This is a genomic window from Micromonospora sp. WMMD734, assembly GCF_049178975.1.
GTDB classification, from domain to species: domain Bacteria; phylum Actinomycetota; class Actinomycetes; order Mycobacteriales; family Micromonosporaceae; genus Micromonospora; species Micromonospora wenchangensis.
On record NZ_JBMHMK010000001.1, the window covers coordinates 3,798,946 to 3,811,827 of the forward strand.

Annotated in this window: 10 protein-coding genes; 5 read left to right on the forward strand and 5 right to left on the reverse strand. The window is 73.5% G+C overall.

What is annotated here, in order from left to right:
• Positions 1-135 precede the first annotated feature (135 nt).
• From ACN267_RS16035 to ACN267_RS16050, 4 genes are all read left to right on the forward strand, one after another.
• Positions 136-1,332, forward strand: a complete 1,197-nt coding sequence (locus tag ACN267_RS16035; protein WP_421489026.1) for a thiolase family protein — start codon at positions 136-138, stop codon at positions 1,330-1,332.
• Entirely contained in the window at positions 1,329-3,395 is a 2,067-nt protein-coding gene (locus ACN267_RS16040) for a 3-hydroxyacyl-CoA dehydrogenase NAD-binding domain-containing protein (protein WP_421489027.1), read from the forward strand. Before ACN267_RS16035 ends, ACN267_RS16040 begins: the two co-directional genes overlap by 4 nt.
• 168 nt (positions 3,396-3,563) lie before the next feature.
• Positions 3,564-4,853: a hypothetical protein gene (locus tag ACN267_RS16045; protein ID WP_281899529.1), complete on the forward strand. Its 1,290-nt coding sequence runs from the start codon at positions 3,564-3,566 to the stop codon at positions 4,851-4,853.
• 144 nt (positions 4,854-4,997) lie between these two features.
• Complete coding sequence (locus ACN267_RS16050) at positions 4,998-5,729, forward strand: hypothetical protein (protein WP_204957043.1); 732 nt, start codon at positions 4,998-5,000, stop codon at positions 5,727-5,729.
• Positions 5,730-5,836: 107 nt separating this feature from the next.
• Here ACN267_RS16050 and ACN267_RS16055 read toward each other — a convergent pair whose 3' ends face one another.
• The 5 genes from ACN267_RS16055 to ACN267_RS16075 all read right to left on the reverse strand — a co-directional run bounded on the left by ACN267_RS16055 (position 5,837) and on the right by ACN267_RS16075 (position 10,839).
• Positions 5,837-6,223 (reverse strand): VOC family protein, encoded by a 387-nt coding sequence (locus ACN267_RS16055; RefSeq protein WP_204957042.1) that lies wholly within the window; start codon positions 6,221-6,223, stop codon positions 5,837-5,839.
• Between the two features lie 165 nt (positions 6,224-6,388).
• Positions 6,389-7,540 carry a sensor histidine kinase gene (locus ACN267_RS16060; protein WP_281899532.1) on the reverse strand — a complete coding sequence of 384 codons (1,152 nt, stop codon included), beginning with the start codon at positions 7,538-7,540 and terminating at the stop codon, positions 6,389-6,391.
• On the reverse strand, positions 7,537-8,199 hold the full coding sequence (locus tag ACN267_RS16065; RefSeq protein ID WP_204957041.1) for a response regulator transcription factor: 663 nt from the start codon (positions 8,197-8,199) through the stop codon (positions 7,537-7,539). Before ACN267_RS16065 ends, ACN267_RS16060 begins: the two co-directional genes overlap by 4 nt.
• A 79-nt stretch (positions 8,200-8,278) precedes the next feature.
• Positions 8,279-9,550, reverse strand: a complete 1,272-nt coding sequence (locus ACN267_RS16070; RefSeq protein ID WP_421489028.1) for a PQQ-binding-like beta-propeller repeat protein — start codon at positions 9,548-9,550, stop codon at positions 8,279-8,281.
• A complete protein-coding gene (locus tag ACN267_RS16075) occupies positions 9,547-10,839 on the reverse strand; it encodes a PQQ-binding-like beta-propeller repeat protein (protein WP_421489029.1) in 1,293 nt (430 codons plus the stop codon). The genes ACN267_RS16070 and ACN267_RS16075 overlap by 4 nt, the downstream gene beginning before the upstream one ends.
• A 109-nt stretch (positions 10,840-10,948) precedes the next feature.
• On the opposite strand from ACN267_RS16075, the gene ACN267_RS16080 reads away from it, so the two are divergent.
• Positions 10,949-12,850 carry a hypothetical protein gene (locus ACN267_RS16080; RefSeq protein ID WP_421489030.1) on the forward strand — a complete coding sequence of 634 codons (1,902 nt, stop codon included), beginning with the start codon at positions 10,949-10,951 and terminating at the stop codon, positions 12,848-12,850.
• Positions 12,851-12,882 lie beyond the last annotated feature (32 nt).

Genomic DNA, 12,882 nt, shown 5'->3' on the forward strand with positions numbered 1-12,882 from the left:
ACACCGGGGGTGGTGACGGCCATGGTTACTGGCGAGTAGCATTCCCGGGGAAACGCCAGTGCCGGCCGACCCTCACCCGGCCCGTGCCGCCCCCGCGGCGCGTCGGCCGGGTCGTGGTCGATAAGGAGGCTCCAAGTGCCCCGAGAAGTTCGGGATGTCGTCTTCGTCGACGGTGTCCGCACCCCGTTCGGCAAGGCGGGTGGCATGTACGCCAACACCCGCGCCGACGACCTGGTGATCCGCTGCATCCGTGAGCTGCTGCGCCGCAACCCGCAACTGCCTCCGGAGCGGGTCGAGGAGGTCGCCGTCGCCGCCACCACCCAGATCGGCGACCAGGGCCTCACCATCGGCCGCACCGCCGCCCTGCTGTCCGGACTGCCCAAGACCGTCCCCGGCTTCGCCGTCGACCGGATGTGCGCCGGCGCGATGACCGCCGTCACCGCCGTCGCCGGCGGCATCGCGATGGGTGCCTACGACATCGCCATCGCCGGTGGCGTCGAGCACATGGGCCGGCACCCGATGGGCGAGGGCGTCGACCCCAACCCGCGGATCATCGCCGAGAAGCTGGTCGACCCGTCCGCCCTGGTGATGGGGGCCACCGCCGAGAACCTGCACGACCGGGTCCCGCACATCACCAAGGAGCGCACCGACGCGTTCGCGCTCGCCTCGCAGGTCAAGACCGCCAAGGCGTACGCCGACGGCAAGCTCCAGGCCGACCTGGTGCCGGTCGCGATCCGCGACGCCGATGGCGGCTGGGGCCTGGCCACCGCCGACGAGGCGCCCCGGGAGACCTCGCTGGAAAAGCTGGCCACCCTCAAGACCCCGTTCCGCCCGCACGGCAAGGTCACCGCCGGCAACGCGGCCGGCCTCAACGACGGCGCCACCGCCAGCCTGCTCGCCGACGAGGCCACCGCCCGTGAGCTGGGCCTGCCGGTCGCCATGCGGCTGGTGTCGTACGGCTACGTCGGCGTCGAACCCGAGGTGATGGGCGTCGGCCCGATCCCGTCGACCGAGAAGGCACTGCGCATCGCCGGCCTGAGCATCGACGACATCGGCCTGTTCGAACTGAACGAGGCGTTCGCCGTGCAGGTGCTCGCCTTCCTCGACCACTTCGGCATCGCCGACGACGACCCCCGGGTCAACCCGTGGGGCGGCGCGATCGCCATCGGTCACCCGCTCGCCTCCTCCGGCGTACGGCTGATGACGCAGCTCGCCCGGCAGTTCGCCGAGCACCCCGAGGTGCGCTACGGCCTCACCGCCATGTGCATCGGCATCGGCATGGGCGGCACGGTCATCTGGGAGAACCCGAACTGGGAGGGTGCAGACAAATGAGCCTCAGCGCACCGAACGAGGTCGTCACCCGGGCGCTGCTGCGGCAGGTGAACGTGCCGGGACTGGACCGGCCCGCCGCCCTGATCACCCTGGACAACGGCTTCGACCACACCAAGCCGAACACCTTCGGCCCGGGCGGCCTGGCCAGCCTGGACGAGGCGATCACCGCCGCGCTCACCGCCGAGCCGGCGTTCGTCGCGGTCACCGGCAAGCCGTACGTGTTCTGCGTCGGCGCGGACATCACCAGCCTGCCGGCGCTGGCGGACCGGGAGCAGGCGCTGGAGATCGGCCGGCTCGGCCACCGGGTCTTCGCCCGGCTGAAGGACAGCGCCGTGCCCACCTTCGCCTTCGTCAACGGCGCGGCGATGGGCGGCGGCCTGGAACTGGCCCTGCACTGCCACTACCGGACGCTGTCCGGTGGCGCGGCGGCGCTGGCCCTGCCCGAGGTGTCGCTCGGCCTGATCCCCGGCTGGGGCGGCACCCAACTGCTGCCGAACCTGATCGGCATCCCCGCCGCCACCCAGGTGATCCTGCAGAACCCGCTGATGCAGAACAAGATGCTCAAGCCGAAGCAGGCCGCCGAGATGGGCATCGCGGACGTGCTGCTGGAGCCGGCCGACTTCCTGGAACGGTCCCTGGAGTGGGCCGCCGCGGTGGTGCGGGGCGAGGTCACCGTCAGCCGGCCCGAGGTCGACCGGGACATGTGGGCGGGCGTGCTCTACTTCGCCCGGCAGACCCTGGACCAACGGCTGCACGGCGCGGTGCCGGCCGCGTACCAGGCGCTGGACCTGCTGGAGACGGCGAAGGACGCCGACTTCGCCACCGGCACCGCCGCCGAGGACGAGGCGCTGGCCGACCTGATCTTCTCCGAGGAGCTGCGCAGCGGCCTGTACGCCTTCGACCTGGTGCAGCGGCGGGCCAAGCGGCCGGCCGGCGCACCGGACAAGGCCCTGGCCCGGCCGGTCACCAAGGTCGGCATCGTCGGTGCCGGCCTGATGGCCAGCCAGCTCGCGCTGCTGTTCGCCCGCCGCCTCCAGGTGCCGGTCGTACTGACCGACCTGGACCAGTCGCGGGTGGACAAGGGTGTCGGCTACGTGCACACCCAGATCGAGAAGGCCGTCAGCAAGGGCCGGATGGACAAGGGCACCGCCGCCAAGCTGTACGGCCTGGTCTCCGGCTCGGTCGACAAGTCCGTCTTCGCCGACGCCGACTTCGTCATCGAGGCCGTGTTCGAGGACCTGGACGTCAAGAAGCAGGTCTGGGCCGAGCTGGAGAAGATCGTCGCGCCGGAGGCGGTGCTCGCCACCAACACCTCCTCGCTGTCGATCACCGCGATGGCCGCCGAGCTGGAGCATCCGCAGCGGCTGGTCGGCTTCCACTTCTTCAACCCGGTGGCGGTGCTGCCGCTGCTGGAGATCGTCCGGGGCGAACGGACCGACGACGCCACCCTGGCCACCGCGTTCGCCGTGGGCAAGCAGTTGAAGAAGTCCTCGGTGCTGGTCTCCGACGCCCCGGCGTTCGTGGTCAACCGGCTGCTCACCCGCTTCCTGGGCACCGTGTTCGCCGCCGTCGACGCCGGCACCCCGCTGGACGTTGCCGACAGCGCACTGGACCCGCTGGGGCTGCCGATGCGTCCGCTCGCCCTGCTCCAACTGGTCGGGCCGGCGGTGGCCTACCACGTGGGCGGCACCCTGCACGCGGCGTACCCGGACCGCTTCGGCGTCAGCGAGAACCTACGTCGGATCGCCGACTCGGGTCAGCCGATCGTCGTCGAGGACCGGATCAACGACGAGGTGGCCAAGCTGCTCGTCGTCGGCGACCAGCCGCTCAGCGCCGAGCGGGTCCGGCAGAACGCCCTCGACGCGTTGGCGCAGGAGATCCGGCTGATGCTCGACGAGGGCGTCGTCGCCGAGGCGCAGGACATCGACCTGTGCATGATCCTCGGTGCCGGTTGGCCGTTCCACCTGGGCGGGATCACCCCGTACCTGGACCGGACCGGCACCTCCGAGCGGGTCACCGGCCAGCGTTTCCTGCCGCGTGGGGCCGCCAGCCTGCGCGCCTGAACCATCCCCGCTCCCCCGCCGATCGCGGTGGCCGACGATGTCCTCCCCCCGGGATATCGTGGCCACCGCGATCGTCGTTTGCGTACCCTCGTCAGACTCGGGGGGCTGCGCGGCCGGGCTCCGTCTGGCTACCATCACGCGTTCTCACCCTCGCCTGGAGCTGATCTGATGACCTCACCGCCGGTCGATCCCTGGTCCGGGCAGCCGGAGCACGGCTCGCCCACCGGTCACTTTCCGCCTGTGTCCGACGGCCCACCGGCGTCGCCCGAGGGTCCGCACACGCCGCCGCAGGGTGGCGGCTGGCCCACCACGCCGTATCCGGCGGCATCGAACCCGCAGCCCGGCGGGTGGCCGGCCGATCCGCAGTCGGGTCCGCCGGCCGACCAGTACCCCGGCCCGCAGTACGGCGGCTGGCCGCAGCCCGACCCGGCGCAGGGCGGCTACCCCGGCGCACCGCAGTCCGGGCCGCCCGCCACCCCACCGTCGGGCTATCCGGCCGCCCCGCACTCCGGGCCGCCCGGTAGTCCTCAGTCCGGCTATCCGGGCGGCCCGCAGCCCGGTTACCCGGCGGCACCGCAGCCCGGTTACCCGGGTGCGGCCCAGCCCGGCTATCCCGGCATCCCGCAGCCCGGTTACCCCGGCCCGCAGCCGGGCTATCCGGGTGCCGCCGGCTCGGGCGGCTACCCCGATCCCGCCGCGCAGCAGTACGCCGGCTTCGGCGGCGCTCCGTTCAGCTCCCCGCCGGGCCCGCCGCACGCCCCCGCGCCCCAGCGGTCGAAGCTGCCGCTGCTGCTGTCGTTGGGCCTCGTCGGCCTCCTGGTGCTCTGCCTCGGTGGCGGCGGCCTCACCTGGGTCGCCCTGAGTGGCGAGGACGACCCGAAGACGCCGACCCCGTCGCCGACGCCCACCGCGGTCACGTCGCCCACCCCGAGCCCCACCCCCGTCGAGACCGACAGCCCGACCCCCGACCCGACCCCGTCCGAGGACGTCGACGACCCGGGCCCGATCCGGCTGGTCACCCCGTCGACCCTCGGTGGCCGGTCCAAGAGCACCGACCCGGAGCTGCGCCGGATCGCCGACCAGATGGTCCGCGACATGAAATCCGAGGTCCGCAACGAGACGGGCGCGGTGAGCGCGTTCTACGGCAGCGCGGCCAGCAGGAACATGGTGATGATGGCCGGTGCCTCGGGTCCGGTCATCCTCCCCGAGCAGGAGCTGGACGACGCGGTCAAGGGACTGGGCAGCTCGCTTGCGGTCACCAAGATGTCCACCATCGACCCGGGCCCGTTGGGCGGGGTCGCGAAGTGCGGCGACGGCAAGGCGTCGGGCATCGCGCTCGGCGTCTGCGTCTGGGCCGACCACGGCAGCGTGGGCATGATCGTCATGTACTTCTCCTCGGCGGCCAAGGCGAAGTCCGAGTTCGTCGCCATCCGGGGTCAGATCGAGAAGCGCGACTGATCCGCTCCGGGGGCGGTCACCGGGTCCACCGGACCCCGTGGCCGCCCCGCACGCTGACCAGGGGCGGAACGGTCGGCGGCGAGGGTGTCGGTCGGGCTGGCTAAGATCACCCGGCCTCAACAAACGATCTCTGGAGCCGACCTGATGTCCCAGCCCCCGACCACCCCTCCCGCCCACCAGCCGGATGGCGACGCGCCGCAGGGCAGCTACCCGCCGCCGGCCCCGCAGGGCGGCTTCCCGCAGCAGCCGGACGGCGTCGGGGCGACCCCGTACGCCGCCCCGCCCGCGCCGGCGAAGAAGCGGTCCGTCGGCAAGATCGTGCTGATCGTGCTGGCCGTGCTGCTGGTGCTCTGCCTCGGCGGCGCGGCGATCGCCGCGTTCGCCCTCAAGGACGACGTCAAGGAGGCGGTGGACGCCGCCAACACGACCGTCTCCGCCCCCGCCACCCTCGCCGGCCGCCCGCAGGTCACCGAGCCGGGCCTCAAGGCGGTCGCCGACAGCCTGGTCACCGAGATGAAGAAGTCCGTGCAGAACGAGACGAGCACCGCAGGTGCCTTCTACGGCGACCCGGCCAAGCAGGACCTGCTGATGATCGCCGCCGCGTCGGGTGTGATGGTCGACCCCAAGAAGGAACTCGACGACGCCGTCACCGGCATCTCCAGCCAGCTCAACGTCACCAACATGGCGGCCGTCGACGCCGGCCCGCTCGGCGGCGACGCCAAGTGCGGTGACGGCAAGAGCGAGGGCGTCCCGCTGGGCGTCTGCATCTGGGCCGACCGGGGCAGTGTGGGCCTCATCGTCCAGTACTACAAGTCGGCCGCCGAGCTGAAGTCCGAGTTCGTCACCATGCGCGGGCAGATCGAGAAGAAGGGCTGACCCCACCCGGGTCGCCCCGGCGGGCCCCGTCCACCCCACGGTGGGCGGGGCCCGTCGGCGTCCAGGCCGGCCCGTCGGCATCGCCGCCGGTCAGCCCGGTCGGCCGGTCAGCCGGTCGTGGCGGCCCGCTCGGCGGCGCTGCGCAGCACGCAGAACTCGTTGCCCTCCGGGTCGGCCAGCACCACCCAACCGGTGCCGTCGGGCCGACGCTGGTCGTCGACCTGGACGGCACCGACGGCCAGCAGCCGGGCGACCTCCTCGTCCCGGGTCCGGTCGACCGGCTCCAGGTCGAGGTGCAGGCGGTTCTTCACCGACTTGCCCTCCGGCACGGCCAGGAAGAGCACCTCCGGCCCGCCCGGCGGCAGCAGCATCGCCTCCGGGTCACCGGGCTGGTCGTCGGGCTGGCGGGGGCAGTCGAAGACCTGCGCCCAGAAACCGGCCAGGGCGTAGGTGTCGTGACAGTCGATACCGATGTTGTGGATCCGTGCGCTCACGGGTCTGCCTTTCGCAGCGGTGGAACGCGCCCCGTGACGTGTGGTGTCAGCGGTGGGCAGGGCGGGGCGCGGGACAGGTCATGATGGACATCTACCGCACCCCCTCTCCCCGGTCCGGGCCGACGGGGCGATCATTGCAGGCGTCCGGCCGGCCGGCAAGCAGATTCAGCCCGGGGTCTGTTCGGCAGAGGGCAGCGTGACGGTCACCTCAAGGCCCCCGCCCTTCTGCGCGGTGACCTGGACCGTCCCGCCGTGCGCGTCACAGACCGCCCGGACGATCGACAGGCCCAGCCCGGACCCCCGGGCCCCGGTGCGTTCCCGCCCGCCCCGGCGGAACGGCTCGAACAGCCCCGGCACGTCGGCCTGGTCCACCTCGAACCCGGTGTTGCGCACCACGAGCCAGGACGACCGCCCGTCGGTGCCGGTACGCACCCAGAGCCGGCCGTGCAGGTGGTTGTAGCGCACCGCATTCTCGATCAGGTTCCCGGCCAGCCGGTCCAGCAGGCCCGGGTCACCGGTCACCGGGGCCGGTCGCAGCGAGGACTGCACCCGCAACCCGATCCGCTCCACCTCGCGGGACATCGCGGACAACGCGTTGGCGGTGCCTGTCGCCAGGTCACACTCCGTACGCCGGGCCAGCCGTCGACCCGTCTGGGCCTCGCTGCGGGCCAGCACCAGCAGCGCGTCCACCAGTCCGTTGGCGCGCTCCGAGGCGTCCCGGACGACGGTGGCCATCCGATGGTACTCGGCAGCATCCGCCTCGTCGTCGCTGAGCGTCACGTCAATCTCGGTACGCATCACCGCCAGCGGGGTCCGCAGTTCGTGCGAGGCGTTGGCCACGAACCGTTTCTGCGCCTCGAAGGCGGCGGTGATCCGGTCCAGCATCGCGTCGAAGGTCCGGGCCAGCTCGGCCACCTCGTCGTCCGGCCCGGACCAGCCGATCCGCTGGTCGAGCGTGGTCTCGCCGAGCCGGCGCGCGGTCGCGGTGACCTGGTGCAGCGGGCGCAGCGTCCGGCCGGCCACCCAGTACGCCCCGGCCACCCCGACCACGCTGATCGCCAGTAGCGCCAGCAGGCCCTTGACCAGCAGTTCGTCGGAGGCGGCGTCGACCAGTTGCCGCTGCCACACCGCCGCGTCCAGCGACCGCCCGTCGGCCAGCAGCACGGTGGTGCCCGGCCGCAGCTCGTCGGTGGGCCGCAGCGCGTCGCGCACCAGCAGCCAGGCCAGCGTCACCAGGATCGCCCCGGCCCCGACCAGCAGCACCCCGTTGAGCAGGGTCAACCGTAACCGCAGGGTGGGCCGCAGCCGCCGGGTCACGAGTCGACCGTCCGGTAGCCCGCGCCGACCACCGTCTCGATCAACGGTGGGTCGCCGAGCTTCTTGCGCAGGGTCCGCACCGTCACCCGGACGATGGTGGTGAACGGGTCGGTGTTGGCGTCCCAGACCCGTTCCAGCAACTCCTCGCTGGAGACCACCGCGCCGCGCGCCTTGACCAGCTCGCTGAGCACCCCGAACTCCTTGTTGGTCAGGTCGACCGGAGCACCCGCCCGGGTGACCACCCGGCGGGCCGGGTCGAGCACCACGTCACCCACCTGGAGCACCGGCGGGGCGGCCGGGGTGGCCCGCCGGCCCAGCGCCTGCACCCGGGCCACCAACTCGTCGAACGCGAACGGCTTGGGCAGGTAGTCGTCCGCGCCGAGACCCAACCCCTCCACCCGGTCGGCGACGCTGTCGCTGGCGGTCAACATCAGCACCCGGGTGAGGGTGCCGGAGGCGGCCAGCTCGGCGCAGATCTGGTCGCCGTGCATGCCAGGCAGGTCACGGTCGAGGACCACCACGTCGTACCTGGTGACGAAGGCGGCTTCGTGGCCGGCGTCCCCGTCGTACGCCACGTCGACCGCCATGCCCCGCTTGCGCAGCCCCCGCACGATCGCGTCGGCGAGGTTCCGTTCGTCCTCGACCACCAGCACCCGCATCCCGACCTCCTCGCCGACCTGTCCGACAACCTAGCGCCGCCGGCCAAACGCCCGGCGCCAGGTGGGCCGTGCGACACCGTCAGTCGGGCATCCGCCACACCCCGATGCTGTCGCGTTGCCGCCAGCAGACCAGCACCCCCTGGCTCCGCGAGCAGGCCTCCCACCGGCCGGGCAACACGTCCCGGACCCGTAGCGTGCCGTCGGTCGGGTCCAGCTCGGCCACCAACTGCCGGCCGCCGCCGACCGGCCGGACGACCAGCAGCGCGTCGGTGGGCGGCCACTGGTGGACCAGCTCCCACCTGCCCAGCTCGGCCACGGACCGACCGGTCGCCGCATCGAGCAGGGCCAGCCCCTGCTGCCCGTCGGCGCTGACCCCGACCATCCGGCCGGCGACCGACGCGACCGGGGCCCACCAGTCGGAGGTCCAGCGCACCCGGCCGGTCACCGGATCGAGCACCCGGGTCCCGAACGCCTCTCCCAGGCAGACGGCGTCGCCGCAGGACCGGACGGACCAGCCGTCCGGCGTCGGCACCGGGGTGTCCCACCGTCGCCGGCCGGACGCCAGGTCGTAGGCGGCCAGTCGGCCCGGTTCCCCGTCGACCAGCAGCAGGTCACCGGTCGGTTGGGCCACGTGGTGATGGTCGCCGCGGGCGGGCGGCACCGGGAACGCGAGCCGGCGTACGCCGGTGTCGACGTCGTACGCGTCGGCCCGGCCGGCGCTGGTCACCACGACGAGTTCCGCGACGCCGCGCTCCCCCGGCCGGTAGCCGACGGTGGCCGCCCCGGCGGTGACCGTCCAGCGGACCGCGCCGGTCGCCGGCTCGACCCCGCGTACCGCCACCCGGTCGACGTGCAGGTCCTCCAGCAGCAGCCCGCCGTCGGCGGTCGGCACCGCCACCCCGGGCTGCCGCCACCGGGCCCGCCCGTCGACGTGGTCGAGCACCATGGAGACCGGTTCGCCACCGGGGTCGGTGGTGACCACCACGTCGTCGCCGGCCCCCTCCAGCACCACCAGTTGGTGCCGGGGCGACAGCGACGTCTCCCAGCGGACCCGCCCGTCGGCCAGGTCGATCGCGGTGAGCTGCCGGCTACCCGCCGGCGACAGCGCCGACGGGTAGGCGAGCACCAGCAGGCCCCCGACGATCAGGTGGCTGGGCTCCGGCACGTCCGGCACGGGCACCGGGGCCAACCGGGTCGGCCCGGGTGCCGCGCCGGCCAGGGTGAGCAGCAGGAGCAGGGCGGTCAGGGCGACGGCCGCCGGGTGGCCGGCCGACCGCCGGCCCCGGGGCCGGCGTGCCGGCGGGGGCGGCTCGTCGTGGTGCCCGACCTCACCCAGGTCGATCACCGTCACCGGGGCACCCGCCAGACCCCGAACCTGCCGTCCATCAGCCGGCACAGCAGCAACCGCCCGTCGCTCTGACAGTCGCCGGAGACGGCCGGCAGCACGTCGCGCACCCCGACCCGCGCGGCGGCCACGTCCAGCTCCGCGACCAGCATCCGGCCCTCGCCGGCCGGGCGTAACCCGAACACTGGCCCGTCGGGGCTGTTCGACGCGGCGACGTTCCAGACGTCCAGTTCGGCGGCGACCCGCCCGGAGGCGACGTCGAGCACCGCCAGCGGGTGCCAGACGCCCCGGCCCAGGCTGCTCGCCAGCAGCCGGCCACCGCGTTCGATCCCGGACAGCTCCCACCGGTTGTCGCGCCACACCGTCCGGCCGGTCGCCGGGTCCAGCGCCCGCACCCCGCCAGCGATGCCCTGCGCGCAGAGCAACGACCCGCACTCCGCGAAGAACGACGGCGTCGGCAGCGGCACCTCCCATCGGCGGTCAAGCCGGTCGAGGCCGTACCCGGTGAGTCGGCCGGAGCTACCGCCGACGGCGAGCAGCAGGTCACCGACGACCTCGAAGCTGGTGTCCGACGGCGTGCCCTCGTGGTCGAGCTGCCCACCGTGCAGGCGTACCCCGCGTCGGGCGTCCCAGACCTCGGCCGTGCCGCCGGCGTCCACCGTCACGATCCGGTCCACGCCGTCGGCCCGGTGACGGAACATGGTGAACAGCGCCGGCACCGCCGCCGACCAACGGTCCCGCCCCGTGCTCGGGTCGACCGAGTGGTAGGTCTGTGGGCCGTCCGTGCCGTCCTCGAAGAGCAGGTCGGGGCCGGCGGACAGGCCCGTCCCGGCGCGCTGCCACCGCACCCGACCGGTGTCCCGGTCGTGGGCGAACGCCCGGTACTCCCCGTCCGGCCAGCTCACCGTGCCGGTGAGCAGCAGCACGTCGGCGTACCGGCGCAGCTGCGTGAAGCCGGCGGTCACCGACACCGGTACCGGCACCTGCCACCGCCGTACCGGCCGCGCGCCCGGGGAGGTGGGGATCGTCCACGCGCTCAACCAGCCGGGAGCGGTCGGGGCGTCGCCCGGTTCGAGCAGGAAGACCTCCCCGTCGTGGAGCAGCACCATCGAGCCGAGCGGGGCCGGCACCACGAACGCCGCCCGCTTCGCCACCGGCGCGGCGGCGGTCAACGCCAGCAGGGTGAGCGCCAGCACCACCACCAGCCGCAGCGGCCGGCCGACGGCCCGGGGTGCGGGGCCGGGTGGCTGCGGCAGCGGGTCGTCGCGCAGCTCACCCAGATCGATGACCGTCACGCGCACCCTCTTTCGACCGCCACACCCCGCCGACCTCCCGCCGGTCAACGCGGAACGCCACACACCGGGTCACCGGGACGGCCGGTCGTCGCCTGTACGATGGCCCGTCGTGGCCGTGCCGGTGGTAGATCCCTCGTTGAACCCGACGTCCGCGCGCGACGCGGTCGAACCCGATGCGGTCGATCCCGACGCGACAGACCCGCAGCGGCGGCCGGGCCGACGGCCGGGCCGGGCCGACGTGCTCGCCATCGGAGCCTATGCGCTGATCGGCGTTCTCGTGTGCCTGAACTACTGGGTGGACGTGCAGCACCGGGTGTCGTCCCACCTGCCGACCGACCACAGTTGGTTCGAGTGGCTGTTCACCCACGGCGCGTACTCGGTGCGGCACCTGGAGAACCCGCTGTTCAGCGCCCGGCAGAACGCCCCGGACGGGGTGAACATGATGGCGAACACCTCGCTGCTGGGCATGACCATCCCGCTGGCCCCGGTCACGCTGCTGTTCGGCCCGCAGGTGACGTACGCGCTCTACCTGGGCGGGGCGCTGGCCGCGACGGCGGCCACCTCGTACTGGATGCTCTCCCGGCACCTGGTGCGCTCGCGGGCCGGCGCGTTCGTCGGCGGCGCGTTCCTCGGTTTCGCCCCGGGCATCGTGCACCACGCCAACGGGCAGCCCAACTTCGTCTCCAACTTCCTGCTGCCGCTGATCGTGGCCCGGGTGCTGCTGCTTGGCCGGCCCGACCGGTGGCGGCGCGACGGGCTGGTGCTGGGCCTGCTGGTGGCGTACCAGGTCTTCATCAACGAGGAGATGCTGCTGCTGACCGCGCTGGCCTGCCTGGTGGCGGTGGTCGCGTACGTGGTGCAGCGGCCCCGCGAGGCCCGCGCGCGGGCCGGCGGTTTCCTGGCCGCGCTCGGGGTCGGCGGCGGGCTGGCGCTGCTGCTCACCGCGTACCCGATCTGGTACCAGTTCAACGGGCCGCAGTCCTACCGGGGGTTGCAGGGCGGGGTGTTCCACAACTGGGGCGAGGACCTGATGGCCTTCGTCACCTTCGCCCGGGACACCGTGGCCGGGGACGAGGCGGTCGAGAAGACCATCGGCCTGACCGAGCAGAACACCTGGTTCGGCTGGCCGTTGGTGCTGGTCACGCTGGCCGCACTGGTGTTGCTCTGGCGGCGGTCGTTGGCCGCCCGGGTCGCCGGGGTGCTGGTGGTGGTCTTCACCGTCGCCGCGATCGGCCCCAAGGTGCGGTTCAACGGGGTGGAGACCACCGTGGACGGCCCGTGGGCGTACATCCCGGACGACCTGCCGCTGGTCGAGATGATGATGCCGACCCGGCTGACCCTGGTGGTGACCGGTGCGGTCGGCGTCCTGCTCGCGTTGGCCTGGGACGCGGTGGGCGGCCACGGCCGGCCCCGGGTGCCGATGCCGCGCGCCGCCGCCGACGACACCCCCGTCGACAGCGCCGGGAAGGCCACGCCGACCCGTCGCCGGTGGGTCCGGCCGGTCGGGTACGCGGCGATCGCGCTGGCGGTGCTGCCGCTGTTCCCCCGCCCGCTGCCCGCGCAGCACATCGACCTGCCGCCACACTTCATCACCGCCGGCGGCTGGCGGCCGTACGTGCCGGCCGGGCGCACCCTGGTCCCGGTGCCGATCCCGAGCAACGTGCACGGCCTGTCCACGCTGCGTTGGAGCGCGCTGACCGGGCACGAGTTCCCGGTGCCGGGGGGCTACTTTATCGGCCCCAACGAGCTGGGCGAGGGGGTCTTCGGCGCGCCGAACCGCCCGACCAGCACCCTGATCTACGCCACCATCGACGCCGGCACGGTGCCCGCGCTGACCGGGGAGAACCGCCGGCAGGCGCTGGAGGACCTGCGGTTCTGGCGGGCGTCGGTGGTGGTGCTGGGGGCCCATCCGCGCGAGGCGGTGCTGCGGGACCTGATGACCGGCCTGCTCGGCCCGGCGCAGCGGGTCGACGACGTCTGGCTCTGGGACGTCCGCCCCCTGGTCGACTGACCCGCCCGCCCTGGCGCGGTGGCCCGACCGGC